We start from the raw sequence: 17,838 nt of genomic DNA, 5'->3' as shown, positions 1-17,838 counted from the left end.
GCCGCCCGTACGCTCAACATCCATGACCGCCGAGCAGTTGATCTCCTTTGCCCGTGGGGCTCCCTCGCTGGACATCGTCGATGTCGAGGGGCTCAAGGCCGCCGCCGTCCGCGCCTTCGACGCCGACCCCGCGGGGGTGACGGCGTACGGCACCTCCGTCGGGTACCTACCGCTGCGAAAGTGGATCGCCGAGAAGCACGGGGTCGAGGCCGACCAGGTGCTGGTCACCAACGGGTCGCTTCAGGCCGACGCGTTCCTCTTCGACCACCTGGTCCGCCCCGGCGACGCGGTGGTGGTGGAGCGCCCGACGTACGACCGGACGCTGCTCAACCTCCAGCGGATGGGCAGTGAGCTGCACGGCATCGCCGTCCAGCCGGATGGCCTGGACACTGCCGAGCTGCGCAAGCTGCTGGAGTCCGGGGTCCGCCCCCGGCTCGCGCACGTCATCCCGAACTACCAGAACCCGGCCGGCATGACGCTGTCCCTGGAGAAGCGCCGGGAGCTGCTCGACCTGGCCGCCGAGTACGAGTTCACGATCTTCGAGGACGACCCGTACGCGGACGTCCGCTTCCGTGGCGAGGCGCTGCCGTCGATGCTCTCGCTGGACACCCGCAACGTGGTGGTGCACGCGTCGAGCTTCACCAAGACGGTCTGCCCGGGCGTGCGGGTCGGTTACCTGGTCGGCCCGGCCGACCTGATCGCCTCCATCGCGAAGAACGCGACGAGCCTCTACATCTCGCCCGGGATGGTGTCCCAGGCGATCGTGCACCAGTTCTGCGTCTCCGGTGACATCGACCGCTCGATCGAGACGGTCCGGGCGGCGCTCGGCGAGCGGGCCCAGGTGCTCGCCGATTCGTTGCGCCGGCACCTGCCGCAGGCGCGGTTCGTGGAGCCCGACGGCGGCTACTTCCTCTGGGTGGAGTTCCCGGAGGACGTGCTGGTCGACCGGCTCGCCCCGGCGGCGGCCGAGCGCGGGGTCGCCGTGGTCAAGGGCAGTGACTTCGTGCTGGACGGCGGGCGGCATGCTCTCCGACTGGCCTTCTCGGCGGTGACGGCCGACCGGATCGATGAGGGTGTCCGGCGGCTCGCCTCGGCCGTCGAGGCCGTCCGCAGCTGAATTAACTGTCGGGTTCCTGACAGAACGACGATGCCGGCCGTCCCGGGGCTCCCCTCCGGGCGGCCGGCTGGCCCACAATGCTGCGAGCGTCACCCCGCCAGCTGCGGAGTTCACCGCCCGGCCTCCGGGCCGGCCCTGCCGGGTTGATGCGGCAGCACAACCTCCCGCCCCCACAGGTGCCGGGTGGGCCGTGTCGTCCCCCGCACACCCCCCGATGCGGCCCGGCCCGCCCGGCGCCGCCCCCCACGCGACCGCCGTCACACCGGTCCTCTACCGCGATCGGCGTAGCCTGCAAGCCGCAGCTGAGCGCGGGAGGTGACGCGATGACGGATCGGACAGAGCGGGACCGGACGGCACCGTCGACCACCGGTCGGGTGCTGCGACCTCGGGCGTGGCCCTCCCCGGTCCGGGCGATGACCCGGATCCTCAACGCCGACGGCTCGCCGCCCGTGCCGGCGCCGACGGGCACGGGCACCGGCCGCAGCGCGGTGGTCGACTGCGCGCTCTACGTCGACGGCAGGCGGCAGCCCGGCGACTGGACCTACGCGGAGGCGTTGGCCGCTGCCCGCCGCGAGGAGCACGGGTTCGTCTGGATCGGTCTGCACGAGCCCGAACTGGCCGAGATGACCGCCATCGCGGAGACCTACGGCCTGCACGAACTTGCGGTCGAGGACGCGGTCAAGGCCGAGCAGCGCCCCAAGCTGGAGCGGTTCGGCGACGTCGTCTTCCTGGTGCTGCGCACCGCCCGCTACTGCGAGCACACCGAGCTGACCGAGAACTCCGAGGTGGTGGAGACCGGGCAGGTGATGCTCTTCATCGGCCCGAACTTCGTGATCAGCGTCCGGCACGGCGATGCCTGCCGGCTCGCCCCGATCCGCGCCGACCTGGAGACCAAGCAGGAGTTGCTGCTGCACGGCCCGTGGGCGGTGGCGTACGGCGTGACCGACCGGGTGGTCGACCTCTATCTGGAGGTGGCCGAGCAGATCGAGGACGACCTGGACGTGCTGGAGGCGGAGGTCTTCGACCGGCACGGCCACGGGCGGATCCAGCGGATCTATCAGATGAAGCGGGAGCTGGTGGAGTTCAAGCGGGCGGTGGTGCCGTTGCAACGGCCGCTGATGACGCTGACCTCCCAGGTCAACCGGGACGTGCCCAAGGAGATCCGCAAGTACTTCCGGGACGTGCAGGACCACCTGAGCCGCACCGTGGAGCAGGTGAACTCCTACGACGACCTGCTGAACTCGATCCTCCAGGCGCGGCTGGCCCAGGTCACCGTCGACCAGAACAACGACATGCGCAAGATCGCCGCGTGGGCGGCCATCGCCGCGGTCTGGACCTCCATCGCCGGCGTCGAGGGCATGAACTTCGAGAACATGCCCGAGCTGAAGATGACGTACGGCTATCCGGTGGCCCTGGCCCTCATGCTCGGCGTCTCACTGGCCCTCTACCGCTGGTTCCGCCGCAACGGCTGGCTCTGACCCTTCGGTAGCGCCGCTCACGCGGAAGCGCCGACGAGTGGGTGGACCCACTCGCCGGCGCCCGATGCGCTGCTGTTGATCTCAGCGGCGGCCGTTGGTGCGGGCCGTGTCCTTGCCCAGCGCCTTGGTGAGGTCGTCGGTCGGCCGACCGGAGACATCGGTGGCGCCCTCGGCGACCGACGGGACCTTGTCGGTCGGGCGGACACCGGTCTGCTTGGCCGGGGCGGTGGTGCTGGCACTGGAGCCGCCGGCCACCGCCGAGCTGCCAGCGCCGGTCATCCCCGCCGCGCCGGACATGGCGGACCCGTCGGACCCCCGGGCGGCGGACGGCGTACGCACCTCGATCGAGTCGACCTCGTCGCGCATCGGCTCCAGGGTGCTGCGGGTCGGGTCGTACTCGGCCCACTCCTGCTGCTCCCGGCGGCGACGCAGGGCGACCGCGCCGGCCAGGCCGGCGATGGCACCCGCCGCCAACAGGCCGGTCATCATCGAGCCGCGACGACGCGGCTGCTTCTTCTTACCGGTGATCCGCATGGTCTTCGACTTGGCCTTCCTGGTCAGCGGCCCTGCCTGCGCGGCGCCGTCACGAGCAGCCGCCGCCAGCGGTGCCAGCGTGGTGAGAGTCGTCCCCCAGCCGGTGGACGCGCGGTCGCGTACCTTCGCGGCCGTCGGTGCGACGTAGCCCCGGGCCACCTGGACCCGCGGGCCGACGGTCGCGCCGGCGCCCTTCGCGGCGTGATTGGCTGCCAGCATCAGGTGGCTGATGCTCTGGTTCAGCTCGGCCTTGGCCAGCTGCCCCTGGGACTTACGCCGCCCGAATCCAAACACGGTCCTACCTCCTGGGAGTTGTTCCTTCGTCATCCTCCACCTTCGGATGCCTCCGCGATGCCAGATCGGGCACATGGGAGGATCCGCATGGAACTGACCAACGAGTGAGGAGTACCCGTGGCCGAGGCTGTCTACGCCACCCTGCACACCAACGCTGGCCCGATCCGGCTGGAGCTCTTCCCCAACCACGCGCCGAAGACCGTCCGCAACTTCGTCGACCTGGCCGAGGGAAACCGTGAGTACACCGACCCGCGCACCGGTCAGCCGGGCAGTGGGCCGTACTACGACGGCACCATCTCGCACCGGGTGATCAGCGGTTTCATGGTCCAGATGGGCGACCCGACCGGCACCGGCCGGGGCGGACCGGGCTACAAGTTCGCCGACGAGTTCCACCCGGAGCTGCGGTTCGACCGTCCGTACCTGCTGGCGATGGCGAACGCCGGACCGGGCACCAACGGTTCGCAGTTCTTCATCACCGTGTCCCCGACGCCGCACCTCAACAACCGGCACACCATCTTCGGCCAGGTCGCCGACGAGGAGTCGGTGAAGATCGTGGATTCGATCGCGAACACCCCGACCGGTCCGAGCGACCGTCCGCTCCAGGACGTCGTCATCGAGCGGGTCGAGATCGAGCGGTCCGCTTCCTGAACGACTGGCGAGGTACCTTTGCTCGCATGATTGAGCGCTCCGGAGCACAGCCGGTGCCGGTGGACCGTGCGGTGGCGGACGGAGGGTCGGCCCGGTGAGCGAGTCTCCGCCGACCACCCCGGTCTGCTACCGGCACCCCGGCCGGGAGACCTACGTCCGGTGCACCCGCTGTGACCGGCCGATCTGCCCGGACTGCATGCGGGACGCCTCGGTCGGGCACCAGTGCCCGGAGTGCGTCAACGAGGGACGTCGCAGTGTCCGGCCGGCGCGTACCGCCTTCGGCGGCGGTACGGCCGGCCGGCACGGCTATGTCACCAAGGCGCTGATCGCCGTGAACGTGCTGTTCCTGCTCGCCTCCATCGCCTCTGCCCGGGGCGGGGACGCGGCGGTGGGCGGCTCCGGCTTCGGCGGCCTGATGGGTGGCAGCACGCCGCTGACCGAGTGGGGTGCGGTGCTCGGCCGGGCCTACCTCTCCGACTACACGCTCGGCGGGATCGCCGAGGGCCAGTGGTACCGGCTGGTCACGGCGATGTTCCTGCACTACGGCGTGCTCCACCTGCTGCTCAACATGTGGGCGCTGTGGGTGCTCGGCCGGTCGCTGGAGGCCAACCTCGGGCGGGTGCGGTTCGCCGCGCTCTACCTGATCGCGGGTCTCGGCGGCAACGTGGCCGCCTACCTGTTCAGCAGCCCGCGGGCGGCCACCGTCGGCGCGTCGACCGCCGTGTTCGGTCTCTTCGCCGCGCTGATCATCATCGAGCGCAGGTTGGGCCGGGACATTTCCCGGATCATCCCGATCCTGGTGATCAACCTGGTGTTCACGCTCGCCGTGCCGGGCATCTCGATCCCCGGGCACCTGGGCGGGCTCGTGGTCGGCGCGCTGATGGCGTTGGTGCTCGCGTACGCGCCGCGGAGTCGTCGCACGCTGGTGCAGGTCACCGGTGGGGCGCTGATCCTGCTGATCCTGCTCGCGCTGGTGCTCTTCCGGACCGCCGCACTGCTCACCTGACCGGGCGGGCTGCCCGCAACGCGGCGGCCACCTCTTCCGGGGTGGCTCCCAGGTCGTACCGGCCGAACAGGTGCAGCGAGTTACCTGCGTCGATCTCCAGGGTTTCGCTGGTCAGCCCCAGCCGGGGCCGCCGGTCGACGGCGATCGCCTCGACCGCCGACCAGGGCAGCAGCCGCCGGCCGGCGAAGCCGTGGATGACGGTGAGCCCGGCCGGGTCCACCGCCAGTCGGACCGGCGCGACCAGGTCACGTACCGCCCAGCCGGCCAGCGCGGCGGCGGCCAGGACGGCCACCGCCAGGCGGACCGGGTCGCCGTCGGCGAAGAGCAGCCCGAGCGCGACGAGCAGGACGGCGCCGGCCAGTTTCGCCGCCGGCAGGCTCGACGGCACCCGCCACTGCTGTGCCGGGGAGGTCTCATTCACCCGCCCAGCATGCCAGCGGCAGTCGGACTCCGGCACCTCGTGCGGGTGTGGCCGGACGACCGGTCGATGGACGACGTAGGATCGGGGCAGCCCAAGTTACCGGGGAGTAAACATGAGTGACGCGGTCATCGTCGGCGCGGTACGTACCCCGGTCGGGCGGCGCAAGGGCAGCCTCGCCAGCGTCCACCCGGTCGACCTCTCGGCGCACGTGCTGCGCGCCCTCGCCGAGCGCACCGGGCTCGACCCGGCCCAGGTCGACGACGTCTTCTGGGGCTGCGTGTCCCAGGTCGGCGAACAGTCGTGGAACATCGCCCGCAACGGCGTGCTCGCCGCCGGCTGGCCCGAGACGGTGCCCGGCACCACACTGGATCGGCAGTGCGGCTCCAGCCAGCAGGCCCTGCACTTCGCCGCAGCGACGGTGCTCTCCGGTCAGGCCGACCTCGTGGTCGCCGGCGGCGTCGAGTCGATGACCCGGGTGCCGATGGGCTCCAGTGTGGCCGGCGGCATGCCGTTCAGTGACCAGCTACGCGCCCGTTACCGGGGCGTCGAGGGCTTCGCCGACGACGCGCCGCTGCCGTTCAACCAGGGGGTCGGGGCCGAGCTGATCGCCCAACGGTGGCGCCTCTCGCGTACCCAACTGGACGAGTTCGCGCTGGCCAGCCACGAGAAGGCGGCCGCCGCGCAGGACGCTGGCGCGTTCGACCCGGAGCTGGCTCCGGTGCCGCTCGCCGACGGTGGCAAGTTCGCCGCCGACGAGGGCATCCGCCGGGAGACCTCCCTGGAGAAGCTGGGTGAGCTGGCCACCCCGTTCCGTGCCGACGGCGTGGTGACCGCCGGTTCCGCGTCCCAGATCTCCGACGGCGCCGCAGCCCTCGCGGTGACCACCTCCGACTGGGCCAGCCGACACGGTCTGCGCCCGCTGGCCCGGATCCACACCGCCGTGGTCGCCGCCGACGACCCGGTCACCATGCTCACCGCGCCCATCCCGGCCACCGCGAAGGCGCTGCGCCGCGCGGGGCTGGGCATCGAGGAGATCGGGGTGTACGAGGTGAACGAGGCGTTCGCCCCGGTGCCGCTGGCCTGGCTCGCGGAGACCGAGGCGGACCCGGAGCGGCTCAACCCGCGCGGCGGGGCGATCGCCCTCGGCCACCCGCTCGGCGGCTCCGGTGCCCGGATCATGACCACCATGCTCCAGCACATGCGGGACAACGGCATCCGCTACGGCCTCCAGACCATGTGCGAGGGCGGCGGCATGGCCAACGCCACCATCGTCGAGCTGGTCTGACGCGGGGCGGGAAAACGCCTCGCCTCGACGCGGAACGGCCGCCTAAGGTGCCCAGCGTGACGACGATCGCCGGTGAGCGCGCCCCCGACTGGTCCAGCGAGCAGTGGCAGGTGCGGGCCCGATCCTGGGTCGACGCGCAGCTGAGCCAAACCGGCCGACGGGTGACCGGGCTGGTGGAGCCGAGGCTGCGGCCCTGGTCGCTGGTGTGGCGGGTGCCCACCGACGACGGTCCGGTCTGGTTCAAGGCCAACAACCCGGGCACTGTGCACGAGGCCGTCCTGATCGCGGCGCTCGCGGAGTTGACGCCCGACCGGGTGCTGACGCCGATCGCGGTGGACCCGGCGCAGGGCTGGTCGCTGCTGCCCGACGGCGGCGAGTCGTTGCGCGACGTGCTGGCGCGCGACCCCGACCTGGCGCACTGGGAGCGGGCGCTGCCCGGGTACGCGGCACTGCAACTGGCGAGCGCGTCGCGCGCCGACGAGCTGGTCGCCCTGGGCGTGCCGGATCAGCGTCCGGAGGTGCTGGCCGGTCTCTTCGCCGAGCTGCTCGACGATCACGAGGCGCTGCTGGTCGGCGCCGAGGGCGGGCTCAGTCCGGAGGTGCACGAGCGGTTGCGGGCCGAGCTGCCGGCGTACGCGCAGCGGTGTCGCCGGCTCGCCGACCTCGGCATTCCGGCGACCGTGCAACACGACGACCTGCACGACGGCAACGTCTTCGCCGGCGCGGCCGGGTACCGGTACTTCGACTGGGGCGACGCCTCGGTGGCGCACCCGTTCGGCACGCTGCTGGTGACCCTGCGCTCCATCGGGCACGCCGGGAAGCTCGCCGCCGACGACGCCCAGCTGGTGCGGTTGCGTGACGCGTACCTGGAGGTGTGGACCGACCGGTACGACCGGCGGACCCTCGTGGAGGCCGCCGACCTCGCGATCGGCCTGGGGCCGGTGAGCCGGTCGCTCTCCTGGCGTCGGGCACTGGACACCCCCGAGGAGTCCCGCGCCGAGTACGCCGACGCGGTCCCGGGCTGGCTGGAGGAGCTGTTCGCCGCCAGTCCACTTCAGCCGAACTCCTGACCATGATCCGTCCGAGTCGGAAGTCGGACAGGCAGTGCGACAGGCGGCGTGGAACTTCCAAAATTCCCGCGTGACCCACGTCACCCTGCTGGGGGCGTCGTTGGGCAGGTCATGGACGTCTTCTCCCGAACGTTCCTCCCGGCCGCCGCTGAGGCTGGCCTGGCCGTGCAGACGGTGAGCCGGCACATGCCGGTCTTCCGGCGCTGTGTCGGCTCCGGTGACGCCACCATCCTGGTCACCCGTTGCAGCCGCCCCGACCGCCCGGTCACCGGCGACTACCTGTTGCTACTCACGCACCGCCGCCTGGTGGTGACCCAGCAGACCCGGCTCCTGCACCGACTGCGACTGCACCTCAACACCGAATTGCGCGAGCTGAGCAACGTCACCTGGAGCCCGGACCCGCGGCTGCAGTCGGTGGAGATGGCGGCCACCGCGATCGACGGGATCCGTGAGCGGTTCCTGATCCGGACCAGTCACCCGAAGCAGGTCTGGCAGCTCGACGCGTTGCTCAACCAGGCGTTCCGGACCCGCCTGCGGCCGGCCGGCGCGCGGGTCGTCGCCAGCATCGGTGACGCACCGGCCGCCGCCCGGCCCGGGATGTTCGCTCCGTCCTGGTGAGCTGACTCCGCTGGGCGTCGCCCGGCTTTACCGAACTCGAACACACACCGATCGCGCCGAGCCCGCGCAGTCGGCAATCATGGGCCGGTGACCGTCGAACCACCGCATCGCGGGCTCGTCCTCGTCGTGGAGGACGAGCCGGCCATCGCCGACCTGGTCCGGCTCTACCTGACCCGGGACGGGTTCGGCGTCCACCTGGAACGTGACGGCGAGGCCGGGCTGAACGCGGCACGCCGGTTGCGCCCGGTGGCCTGCGTCCTGGACATCGCGCTGCCGGGCCTGCCCGGCACCGAGATCTGCCGCCGGCTGCGCGAGGCCGGCGACTGGACCCCGGTCATCTTCCTCACCGCCCGCGACGACGAGGTGGACCGGATCGTCGGTCTGGAGTTGGGCGCCGACGACTACGTCACCAAGCCGTTCAGCCCCCGGGAACTGGTTGCCCGGGTACGCGCGGTGCTGCGTCGATCCGCCGGCGGCCCGGAGGGCGCGGACCGGCAGCGTGTCGTCGGCCCGGTGACGCTCGACCCGGCCCGCCGTACTGTCACCGCCGCCGGCTCTCCGGTGCAGCTCACCTCCACCGAGTTCGACCTGCTGGCCCACCTGATGGCCCGGCCCGGCCGGGTCTTCACGCGGGAGGAGTTGCTGGCCGGTGTCTGGGGCTACGCGGCGCACGCCGGCACCCGGACGGTGGACGTGCACGTCGCCCAGGTGCGGGCGAAGCTCGGCCCGGCGAGTGTGATCCGGACCCATCGCGGCGTGGGGTACGCGGTCGATGCCTGACCACCCTGGGCACGTCGAGTCGCCGACCATGGCCCTGCCGGTGGTGGGCGCCGCCCCACCCACCGCACCCCGACGAGGCCGACTCGGCCGTACGCTGACCGCCCGCGCGGTGCTCGTCACCTGCGCGGTGGCGCTGGTGTCGGTGCTGGTCACCGCCATCGTCGCGGTGCCGTTGGCGATCCGTGGCGCGGAGCGGAGCGAGCAGGAGGCGCTCGCCGCCCAGGCCCGACTCGCCGCCGAGGTGCTGCGGACCCGGCTCGACCGGGGTCGCAGCGCCGACGAGGAACGGCTCATCCGGCAACTGCGCGACCAGGGCATCGACGCGTACCTGGTCCGCCGTGGGGCGGTCGACCGGGCGGGTCTGCCGCCCCGGGTGGTGCAGCGGATCGGGCAGGGCCGCAACGTGTCGGCCCGCCGCTCGGTCAGCGGTGAGCGGGCTCTGGTCGAGGGTCGGGCCCTGCCCGGCGGCAACGGGGTGGTGCTCTCCCGTCCGCTGGCCGACGGGCTGTGGGCCCGGGTGCTGCTCAGTCTGTGGTTGCCGCTGCTGGCCGGGTTGACCGCCGGTGTGGTGGCCGGGCTGCTGCTGGCCCGTCGGCTGGCCCGGCCGATCCGGGTCGCGGCCACCGCCGCCGCCCGGCTGCGCGCGGGTGACCGCGCCGTCCGGGTGCCGGTCGAGCCGCCGGACGAGGTCGCCGACCTGGCCGAGGCGTTGAACGGCCTGGCTGCCGCGCTGGCCACCAGCGAGGGCCGACAGCGGGAGTTCCTGCTCTCCGTCTCGCACGAGCTGCGCACCCCGCTGACCGCGATCCGGGGGTACGCCGAGGCGCTCGCCGACGGGGTGCTCGGTGCCGACGACACGGTGGACACCGGTCGGACGATGCTGGCCGAGGCTCAACACCTGGACCGGCTGATCGGCGACCTGTTGGCACTGGCCCGGCTGGAGGCCGCCGACTTTCCCCTGGAACCGGTGCCGGTGGACCTGACCCAACTGGCAGTGGACGCGGAGCCGACCTGGTCCGGGCGGTGCGCGGCGGTGGGCGTGCCCTTCCGGGTGGAGACGCCCGGCCAGCCGGTGCCCGCGTACACCGATCCGGGGAGGATCCGGCAGGTGCTGGACGGGCTGCTGGAGAACGCGCTGCGGGTCGTACCCCCGGGGTCGCCGGTGGTGCTCGCGGTCCGGCCGGCCGGTGCGGACCCGGCGCACGGCGGCGTGTTGGAGGTTCGCGACGGCGGGCCCGGCTTCACCGACGACGACCTGGCGGTGGCCTTCGAACGCGGTGCGCTGCACGAGCGTTACCGGGGGGTGCGCAAGGTGGGCAGCGGACTGGGGTTGGCGCTGGCCGCCGGGCTGGTCCGCCGGTTGGGCGGGGAGATCGCCGCGGGGCACGCGCCGGAGGGCGGCGCCGCCTTCACCGTCCGGCTGCCCGGCGATCCTTACCTGACCCGAACATCGGCCTGACGCTCCGCTCGTCGTTCCCGGGAAGGCTGAGGGCTCCACGGACGAGAGGGAGAGTCATGCCACGTTGGGGTATCGCCACCGGCACTACGGCACTGCTCGCGGCGGTCGCGCTCGGCGTCAGCGGCTGCGGCGCAGCCGAGGTGGCCAGCCAGCCCGCCCGGGATGTCGCCGTCGAGGTCGCCGCCGCCATGGGAGTCGAGGGTCAGGCGCTGGCCGCGATGGGCTTCGACGCCGACGACCTGGACGTGCGGACCGTCGCCGCACCGGCCACGCCGACGCCGGGTGCGTCCCCCAGCGCCAAGGAGAAGGCCCGGGACAAGCGCGGTGAGGAGTGGCGCAAGCGCCGCCAGGCCCGCGTGCTGCTGCGCAGGAACACCTTGCACGGTGAGGCGGTGGTGAAGACGAAGGACGGCGGTACGCAGACCGTCGCCGTGCAGCGCGGCGAGGTGACAGCGATCGACGGCGACTCGATGACCGTCAAGTCCACCGACGGCTTCACCATGACCTGGACCTTCGGCGACGACCTGCGGGTGGTCGAGCGGCGGGCCACAGTGCAGCCGAGCGACGTCACTGTCGGCGCGACGCTCGGCGTCGCCGGCGCGAAGGACGGCGACAAGGGCGTGGCCCGGCTCGTCCTCATTCCCCGCGCCAAGTGAGCGCAGGGGCCCTGGTCGACGCCAGGGCCCCTGCCCTCGTCAGTAGACGCGGGAGCCGATGAAGTCGTCGTGACCGTAGCCGACCGGGTTGGCGGCGGTACGGGCCTCGAACGACCACTGCTGCCGGGTGCTGCTGGAGCAGTTCGCCAACCGCAGGCGAGAGCTGCCCAGCAGCGGGTTGTCGAACGCCACGCAGAGGTTGTTGGCGCTCGCCGGCCTGATCTGGTTACCCACGAAGACGAACTGCTGCGCTCCGGTGCCGTTGCAGTCGTAGATGTTGACAGCGGTGCCGGCGGTCATCGAGCTGTTGGCGACGTCCAGGCAACGGTCGTGGGACAGCTCCGAGTGCAGCGACCGTCGGGCCGAGTCGTACCAGAAGCCCTGGTTACGCCCGCCGTGGCAGGAGTACGGCTGCTGCGCGGTGCCGTTGCGGGAGTCGTACCCCTTGCCGTCGACACAGGTGCCGGTGGCCACGTTGCGCAGTTGCTTGAACTCCAGCAGCCCCGGGTAGAGCACGCCACCGCCGGTGCTGGCCGGGTCGACGCAGCTGGCCCGCGTCTGCCCGGAGTTCCAGAACTGGGTGATGCACTGGGCGAACATGCCGTGCCCGCGGGCGTTCGGGTGGAACGACTGTCGGGCGGCGTTCTCGTTCCAGATGCCGACCTCGATGAAGAGGCCGCGGACCGAGGTGTTGTCGGTGCACACCTCGTGCCCGTGGAAGAGCCGGCTGGCATCCAGGTAGCGGGTGCCGGTGTTCGCCGCGGCCGAGCGCAGCGCCGACTCGAACATCGGCACCGCCTTGTTCCGGGCGAACGCCGCGTCGGCCAGGTAGAGCAGACAACCGCCGGAGTACCAGCCGGGGAAGTTGGGGTTGTCCTCCACGTCGGGGCTGCCGGGGCTTGGGTACGACATCAGCACCAGTTCGTAGTCCGACCGCAGGTAGCCGGCGTTGGTCATGGTCTGCCGGATGTCGGTCAGCGCCGACTCCACGGCCTGCCGGCTGCCGTCGGTGCGGATCGTCCACTGGTCGGTGTAGGTGGGGTAGCAGGCACCCTGGAAGAAGACGCGGCGGACGGCGCAGTCGGTGGCGACCGGACCGAACTGGATGGTGCCGTCACCGTTCGCGCCGACCACCACCCAGATCAGCTTCACGTGCGTGTTGCGCGCCTTGATGCCCAGGTAGTCGCCCTGGTTCAGCTCGTTGTGCTGGGTCGGGCCGCCGGCGATCAGGTTCCACGGGGTGGCACCGGAGCAGGCGATGTTGTACTGCGCGTCCGACGTGATGCCGGTGCGGAAGACCGCCTGGTCGTACGAGCGGTCGCACCAGTTGCCGTCCTGGTGGGTGCCGGGGACGTAGTTGCCGACCCCCTCGCCGGATATCTCGCTGTCACCCATGGTGATCAACGCGGTACGCCGTTGTTCGATCGGGCGTATCGCCGGGCTGCCGTAGAGGGCGGTCGCCTCGGCGGCCCGGATGGCTTCGAGGTTGGCGGGGAGTGGTTGGACGGTCGGTCTGTCGGCGGCGGTGGCGGGGGTGGCCGGTCCGGCGAGCATCGGTAGGACGAGAGCGGCGACGGCGACGGCGACGGTAATGGCCCGTCGTCGGGTCGCGCGTTCGGGCCTGGCGGGGATTGCAGGCATCGACGCACTCCTTTCGGCTCAATCGCGGGACGTCGATTGAGTTACCAGACGGTAACGTGCGGATCAATAGATGTGAATGCGCTTCAGGTCCTTGCGCGCCGGATGCGGAACCGCCCGGATCGGACTATCCGGGCCCGCGCGCCAGCGCCACGGCAGCGCGGGCCGGCTTCTGGTTCAGCGGCCCGGCGGCAGGGCGTAGCCCACGTAGCCGCGGAACTCCAGCCGCCAGCCGGCCGGGACGAGTTTGGCGCAGGCCGCCTTGTTGCCGGTGCAGACGATCGCGTCGACCGAGGAGGGGTCGGCCGGCGGCCGTTCCGGCAGTACCGACTGCAACGCCACCAGGTCCGGTGAGCCGCCGTCGGGCTGCCGCAGCAGCAGCCACCACGGGTACTCCCAGTTGTCGTTCTGCTGCACCAGCCCGATCCGCCGCGCACCGCTGTCCTGGACCGCGGTCGCCGCCCAGCGGAACTCGTCGGCCCACTGGGGGCGGCGCAGGAACCGGGTGTCCCAGTCCGAGGTGGTGAAGACCGAGCCGGCGCCGACCAGCCGGCGCGGGAAGCCGTACGACACTGCGAGTACCCCGGCCAGCGCCGAGGTGGCCAGCACGGTGACGGCCGCCACCGTGGCAACCGTTCGACGCCCACCGGCGCGGTTGCGCAGGAGAGCGTCCAGCCAGAGGCCGGCGAGGGGCACGGCGAGCACCACGGCGTAGAGCAGCAGCCGGTTCCCCCACGGCTGCCACTTGATCATCGCGGTGTGCAGCAGCACGGCGGTCAGCACCACCGCGGCGTACGCCCGCAGCGACCCGGCCCGCTCGGGAGCGATCCGCCGTGGTCGGGCGAGCGCCATCACCGCACCGATCACCGCCAACGCCCCGGCCAGCGGAAACGCGACCCGGTCCTCGTCCGGATACCAGGCCGGCTCCGGGAACAGTTCCCGCCCGAAGGTGATCGCACGGTCCTGCGGGTCGACCCCGATCGCCTCGGCGCCGCTGATGATCAGCTCGGCCCCGGCCCGACGCAGCGGCGCCAGTGGCGTGTCGAACGCGGTGTGCCCGATCCGCAGCGCGTTGACCACTATCGACGCCGGGTCGTGCCGCTCCATCGGAATGGACTCGCGCAGCCGGGGCGGCCCCAGCGGGTGCCCGAACTCGGCGGTCACCCGAGCCAGGAAAGGGCCGACCACCACGGCAGCGACCACCAGGATCAGCACCGAACCGCCGACCGTGCGGGCCAGCCCACCGATCGGCCAGGACCGCCGACCACCGCCCGCGGCTGCCGGGTCGGTCGACGCGGCGTTCCTGCTCCGGGCCAGCCTCAACTGGGCCAGTCCCCAGAGCACCAGCAGCGGGCCGACCGCGATCAGGCCGCTGGTCTTGGTCACCGCGGTCAGCCCGGTGGCCGCACCCAGCCCGAGCAGCGTGCCCCAGCCGGTCCGTCGACTCAGCCCGTCCAGCACCACTGTCGCCGCGCAGGCCACCCACGCCGCGCAGATCAGGTCGGTCTGCGTGCTGGTGGCCTGGAGCACCACCATCGGCGTGGTCGCCAGCACGAACGCGGTGAGCAACTGGGCCCGCCTGCCGCCGCCGAGCTGTGCGGTGATCCGGGCGGCCACCAGGAGACAGACCACCCCGGCCGCCCACTGCACCAGGTTGTGCAGGTGGTCCCCGCCGGTGAGCAGGCGCAGGTGCAGCAGCAGGTACTCGGCTCCGGGCGGGATGGTCACCTGCCGGTGGATGGCGGTGGGCCAGAAGTCCAGGTCGCCCTGGGCCACCCAGTGCTCCACCTTCGGCAGGTGGTACGTCTGCGAGTCGAAGTTGTTCGGCTCGGCCAACAGCGCGACCAGCAGTTCCACCAGGACCAGCCCGCCGACCGTGCCGGCGAGGAGCCGCTCACCCGGTCGGGCCGTACGCCACGCGTCGACCGCTACGGCACGAAGGTCAGCGAACCTTCGAGCAGCCCGGGTCGGCGCGGAGGTGGGCTCACCGCGCTCGGCGGCCGGGGTGGACACGTCGGGTCCGCCACCGGACACCACAGCGCCGACCGGCACCGGCCGCGATGCAGCGCTGACTGCCGGCGCAGCGCTGACCGGCACCGGTGCGGCGGCGGGCGGCTGCCCGAGGCGGGTCGCCCGTCGCCAGCGCAGACCGGTCGCCGCTGCCGCCGCGACCAGGAAGAGCAGCCAGGCGACGGTGAACGCGCCTCGGGTCAGCGCGTGCGACGCGCCGAGCACCTCGACGACGAGCACCGCGTACGCCCCGGTGAGCAGGACGGCGCGCACCACGGCGAGCCGCAGCGGTGCGACCGCGCCAGCCTCGCGTGGCATCGCCGCGACGATGAGCAGGAGCACCGCGGCGGCAGGAACCGCCGCGAGCAGGGAGCCGGCAGCCGACATGGCGGAAGTAAACACCATTGATCTGAAGCCGCCGCGCCGACTGCCCAGCGGTAGCGGTACGCGGTAAACAAACCAACCAGGCTAGGCTATGGCCGACGTGTTGCCGCCACCGTGGAGATCCCCGTGAAGCTCTCGATCCTCATGCCGGTCTACAACGAGGAAGAACGCATCGCGGATGCCCTCAAGCAGGCATTGGCGGTGGACTATCCCTGTGAGATCGAATTGGTCGTTGTTGACGACGGCAGCCGCGACGGCACCGGCGAGGTCCTCGGTCGCGCCGACGACGCGCGCCTGCGGGTCATCACCCACCAGCGCAACGCCGGCAAGGGTGCCGCCATCAAGACGGCGGTCGACAGCGCCGAGGGTGACTACATGGTCATCCTCGACGCCGATCTGGAGTACGACCCGCAGGACATCCCCAAGCTGCTCGACCCGGTGCTCGACGGTCGGGCCACGGTGGTCTACGGCAATCGCACCTTCGGCAGCCACAGCGCCTACAGCTTCTGGTACGTGATGGGCAACAAGGGCGTCACGATGGCGGCCAACGTGCTGTTCAACTCGTACATCGGCGACCTGGAGACCTGCTTCAAGCTGATGCCGGTGGCGCTCTACCGGTCGCTTGAGGTGCGCTCGCGCGGCTTCGGCATGGAGGCCGAGGTGACCGGCAAGCTGCTGCGTCGCCGGATCCGGCCGTACGAGGTGCCGATCAGCTACCGGGCGCGCGGCCGCGAAGAGGGCAAGAAGATCACCTGGAAGGACGGCGTCGAGGCGATCTGGATCCTCGGGCGCGAGCGCGCTCGCCGCCGCCCCGCCGTCTCAGCCGCCAACTGACCCCAGGAACCCGCTGATCGACCGCCGCAGGCCGTCGGCGTCCAGACCATGCCACCGGGCGTGGTCGGCCGGATCGCCGTACCGTCGCAGGTCGGTCTGACCCACCCCGAGGGCGAGCAGTCGGTGCGGCACGTCCGCCAGGGCCCGGCTGACGAGCGCGCTCGATGTTCCCGCCAGGTACGGCTCGACCAGCACCACGTCGGTGTTGGCGAGCGCCCGCAGCCCGGGCGTGTCGAGCGGCCGGGGCGTGTGGGTGTACGCCACAGTCACGTCCATTCCCTCGGTCGCCGCCACTGTGGGGTCGAGCATCGGTCCGACCGCCACCACGAGGGGCGCATTCGTCAGGCCTCGCCGGATCACCCGTAGCCCTGTGGCGTCCGGGTACGCCTCGGCGTTGCGCTGCTCGGAGAGCCGCAGGTAGATCGGATCGTCGCTGGTCGCGGCGTTGCGCAACAGCGGCGCCACCTCGTCCGGGTGGCCGGGCACCCGGACCGTCCAGCCGTCACCGAGGGAGTCGAAGAGCGCCACGTCCCCGGGCGACTGGTGGGTGCGGCCCTCAGCCGACCCGTCGTACGACGCGCCGATGCTGACCAGGACGGCGCCCACGCCCTGGTGGTCCAGATCCAACTTGATCTGCTCGTACGCCCGGTCCACCAGGAACGTCGCGTACGAGTGTGCGATCGGACGCAGCCCGGTCAGGGCGAGCCCGCCGGCCACCCCGATCATCAGTTGCTCCCGGATCCCGACGTTGAGCACCCGGTCCGGGTGGCGGTGGCTGGCCGAGGCGAACTGGGCCACCGAGATGTCGGCCAGCACCAGTGCGGTACGCGGATTCTCGTCGAGGAGCGCGTTGGCGGTGTCGATGAAGGCGGTACGCATGTCGGTCATCCCTTGCTCTCGGTGCGGGCGACCACCAGGTGCGGGTGTCGTGGTCGGTGCCCGGTCAGCGCCGCGTACAGGGCTTCGTGGTTCCGGCCGTCGACGGTGTCGGCGGTCCAACCGTTGACGGTGAACCGGCTGGCGATGCCACCGGCCCACCCGTGGCTGGCCGACGAGTTGTCGACAACGATCGCGGTGAGGCTGTCGAGGCCTGTCGCTCCCGCGTACGCGATCGCCTCGTGGTTGGATCCCTCGTCCAGTTCGGCGTCGCCGAGCAGCACGTACACCCGGGGGTTGAGCAGCCCCTGGGCGCGCAGGCCGAGCGCGGTGCCGACGGCCAGCCCGAGCCCGTGCCCGAGGGAGCCGGAGCCGATCTCGACCCCGGGCACCAGGAGCCGGTCCGGGTGGTGGCCGAGCCGGCTCGCCGGTCCGGCCAGGTCGTCGAGCCAGGCGTCCGGGATGAAGCCGTGCGCGGCGAGCACCGCGTAGTAGGCGGCCGGTCCGTGACCCTTGGAGAGCAGGAACCGGTCCCGCTGCGGATCGTCGGCGGTGTCGGGGGTGACCCGCAGCACGCGGTCGTAGAGCACCTGGAGCACATCGGTGGTGGAGTGCGCGCTCGGCGCGTGCTTCTCGTCGCCGGTCAGTCGTCGGATCAGCCCGGGCAGTCGGGCGCTGCTGTCGGTGGGCAGTGTGGTGGTCATGCCACTACTGTGTGAGTTGAAGTGGA

At 71.9% G+C, this 17,838-nt stretch carries 17 protein-coding genes; 11 read left to right on the top strand and 6 right to left on the bottom strand.

The window, feature by feature from the left end:
- Positions 1-22 precede the first annotated feature (22 nt).
- Positions 23-1,117: an aminotransferase-like domain-containing protein gene (locus tag GUI43_RS12385; RefSeq protein WP_112583842.1), complete on the top strand. Its 1,095-nt coding sequence runs from the start codon at positions 23-25 to the stop codon at positions 1,115-1,117.
- A 323-nt stretch (positions 1,118-1,440) separates the two neighbouring features.
- A complete protein-coding gene (gene corA, locus GUI43_RS12380; RefSeq protein WP_112601310.1) occupies positions 1,441-2,595 on the top strand; it encodes a magnesium/cobalt transporter CorA in 1,155 nt (384 codons plus the stop codon).
- 81 nt (positions 2,596-2,676) lie between these two features.
- Here corA and GUI43_RS12375 read toward each other — a convergent pair whose 3' ends face one another.
- On the bottom strand, positions 2,677-3,456 hold the full coding sequence (locus tag GUI43_RS12375) for a hypothetical protein (RefSeq protein ID WP_112583840.1): 780 nt from the start codon (positions 3,454-3,456) through the stop codon (positions 2,677-2,679).
- Positions 3,457-3,540: 84 nt separating this feature from the next.
- On the opposite strand from GUI43_RS12375, the gene GUI43_RS12370 reads away from it, so the two are divergent.
- Both GUI43_RS12370 and GUI43_RS12365 read left to right on the top strand, forming a co-directional pair.
- Entirely contained in the window at positions 3,541-4,071 is a 531-nt protein-coding gene (locus tag GUI43_RS12370; RefSeq protein WP_091396894.1) for a peptidylprolyl isomerase, read from the top strand.
- Between the two features lie 94 nt (positions 4,072-4,165).
- A complete protein-coding gene (locus tag GUI43_RS12365; protein WP_112583839.1) occupies positions 4,166-5,077 on the top strand; it encodes a rhomboid family intramembrane serine protease in 912 nt (303 codons plus the stop codon).
- On the opposite strand, the gene GUI43_RS12360 is transcribed toward GUI43_RS12365, so the two are convergent.
- The gene (locus GUI43_RS12360; protein ID WP_112583838.1) at positions 5,070-5,498 is read right to left on the bottom strand and encodes a PH domain-containing protein; all 429 of its coding nucleotides are present in this window, start codon (positions 5,496-5,498) and stop codon (positions 5,070-5,072) included. The two genes, GUI43_RS12365 and GUI43_RS12360, sit on opposite strands and share 8 nt — an antisense overlap.
- 112 nt (positions 5,499-5,610) lie before the next feature.
- Here GUI43_RS12360 and GUI43_RS12355 point away from each other — a divergent pair, with 112 nt between their 5' ends.
- The 6 genes from GUI43_RS12355 (at position 5,611) to GUI43_RS12330 (ending at position 11,366) form a co-directional block, all read left to right on the top strand.
- Positions 5,611-6,783: a thiolase family protein gene (locus tag GUI43_RS12355; RefSeq protein WP_112583837.1), complete on the top strand. Its 1,173-nt coding sequence runs from the start codon at positions 5,611-5,613 to the stop codon at positions 6,781-6,783.
- 56 nt (positions 6,784-6,839) lie between these two features.
- The gene (locus GUI43_RS12350) at positions 6,840-7,853 is read left to right on the top strand and encodes an aminoglycoside phosphotransferase family protein (RefSeq protein WP_112698844.1); all 1,014 of its coding nucleotides are present in this window, start codon (positions 6,840-6,842) and stop codon (positions 7,851-7,853) included.
- Positions 7,854-7,964: 111 nt separating this feature from the next.
- Positions 7,965-8,471, top strand: a complete 507-nt coding sequence (locus GUI43_RS12345; protein ID WP_112583835.1) for a hypothetical protein — start codon at positions 7,965-7,967, stop codon at positions 8,469-8,471.
- 87 nt (positions 8,472-8,558) lie between these two features.
- On the top strand, positions 8,559-9,251 hold the full coding sequence (locus tag GUI43_RS12340) for a response regulator transcription factor (RefSeq protein WP_112583834.1): 693 nt from the start codon (positions 8,559-8,561) through the stop codon (positions 9,249-9,251).
- On the top strand, positions 9,244-10,710 hold the full coding sequence (locus tag GUI43_RS12335; protein ID WP_112698843.1) for a sensor histidine kinase: 1,467 nt from the start codon (positions 9,244-9,246) through the stop codon (positions 10,708-10,710). Before GUI43_RS12340 ends, GUI43_RS12335 begins: the two co-directional genes overlap by 8 nt.
- Positions 10,711-10,766: 56 nt before the next feature.
- Positions 10,767-11,366 carry a hypothetical protein gene (locus GUI43_RS12330; protein WP_112698842.1) on the top strand — a complete coding sequence of 200 codons (600 nt, stop codon included), beginning with the start codon at positions 10,767-10,769 and terminating at the stop codon, positions 11,364-11,366.
- Between the two features lie 39 nt (positions 11,367-11,405).
- On the opposite strand, the gene GUI43_RS12325 is transcribed toward GUI43_RS12330, so the two are convergent.
- The gene (locus GUI43_RS12325; RefSeq protein ID WP_112601315.1) at positions 11,406-13,007 is read right to left on the bottom strand and encodes a ricin-type beta-trefoil lectin domain protein; all 1,602 of its coding nucleotides are present in this window, start codon (positions 13,005-13,007) and stop codon (positions 11,406-11,408) included.
- A gap of 174 nt (positions 13,008-13,181) precedes the next feature.
- Positions 13,182-15,401, bottom strand: coding sequence for a glycosyltransferase family 39 protein (locus GUI43_RS12320; protein ID WP_249037730.1), 2,220 nt, complete (start codon positions 15,399-15,401; stop codon positions 13,182-13,184).
- A 123-nt stretch (positions 15,402-15,524) separates the two neighbouring features.
- On the opposite strand from GUI43_RS12320, the gene GUI43_RS12315 reads away from it, so the two are divergent.
- The gene (locus GUI43_RS12315; protein ID WP_030487790.1) at positions 15,525-16,232 is read left to right on the top strand and encodes a glycosyltransferase family 2 protein; all 708 of its coding nucleotides are present in this window, start codon (positions 15,525-15,527) and stop codon (positions 16,230-16,232) included.
- On the opposite strand, the gene GUI43_RS12310 is transcribed toward GUI43_RS12315, so the two are convergent.
- Both GUI43_RS12310 and GUI43_RS12305 read right to left on the bottom strand, forming a co-directional pair.
- On the bottom strand, positions 16,218-17,111 hold the full coding sequence (locus GUI43_RS12310) for a transketolase family protein (protein WP_112698880.1): 894 nt from the start codon (positions 17,109-17,111) through the stop codon (positions 16,218-16,220). The genes GUI43_RS12315 and GUI43_RS12310 overlap by 15 nt on opposite strands.
- 5 nt (positions 17,112-17,116) lie before the next feature.
- Entirely contained in the window at positions 17,117-17,812 is a 696-nt protein-coding gene (locus GUI43_RS12305) for a thiamine pyrophosphate-binding protein (protein WP_112698841.1), read from the bottom strand.
- Between the last annotated feature and the right edge of the window lie 26 nt (positions 17,813-17,838).

This window comes from Micromonospora noduli, from assembly GCF_003264365.1.
GTDB lineage: Bacteria > Actinomycetota > Actinomycetes > Mycobacteriales > Micromonosporaceae > Micromonospora > Micromonospora noduli.
Note: the sequence above shows the minus strand (reverse complement) of the source record. Positions and strands in the feature narration are given on the sequence as shown.

What these genes read in the sequence shown, in the direction of transcription:
- GUI43_RS12385 (WP_112583842.1), top strand. Translation starts at nt 23, where the DNA reads ATGACCGCCGAGCAGTTGATCTCCTTTGCCCGTGGGGCTCCCTCGCTG.
- corA (WP_112601310.1), top strand. Translation starts at nt 1,441, where the DNA reads ATGACGGATCGGACAGAGCGGGACCGGACGGCACCGTCGACCACCGGT.
- GUI43_RS12375 (WP_112583840.1), bottom strand. Translation starts at nt 3,456, where the DNA reads ATGACGAAGGAACAACTCCCAGGAGGTAGGACCGTGTTTGGATTCGGG.
- GUI43_RS12355 (WP_112583837.1), top strand. Translation starts at nt 5,611, where the DNA reads ATGAGTGACGCGGTCATCGTCGGCGCGGTACGTACCCCGGTCGGGCGG.
- GUI43_RS12345 (WP_112583835.1), top strand. Translation starts at nt 7,965, where the DNA reads ATGGACGTCTTCTCCCGAACGTTCCTCCCGGCCGCCGCTGAGGCTGGC.
- GUI43_RS12335 (WP_112698843.1), top strand. Translation starts at nt 9,244, where the DNA reads ATGCCTGACCACCCTGGGCACGTCGAGTCGCCGACCATGGCCCTGCCG.
- GUI43_RS12330 (WP_112698842.1), top strand. Translation starts at nt 10,767, where the DNA reads ATGCCACGTTGGGGTATCGCCACCGGCACTACGGCACTGCTCGCGGCG.
- GUI43_RS12325 (WP_112601315.1), bottom strand. Translation starts at nt 13,007, where the DNA reads ATGCCTGCAATCCCCGCCAGGCCCGAACGCGCGACCCGACGACGGGCC.
- GUI43_RS12320 (WP_249037730.1), bottom strand. Translation starts at nt 15,401, where the DNA reads ATGTCGGCTGCCGGCTCCCTGCTCGCGGCGGTTCCTGCCGCCGCGGTG.
- GUI43_RS12310 (WP_112698880.1), bottom strand. Translation starts at nt 17,111, where the DNA reads ATGCGTACCGCCTTCATCGACACCGCCAACGCGCTCCTCGACGAGAAT.
- GUI43_RS12305 (WP_112698841.1), bottom strand. Translation starts at nt 17,812, where the DNA reads ATGACCACCACACTGCCCACCGACAGCAGCGCCCGACTGCCCGGGCTG.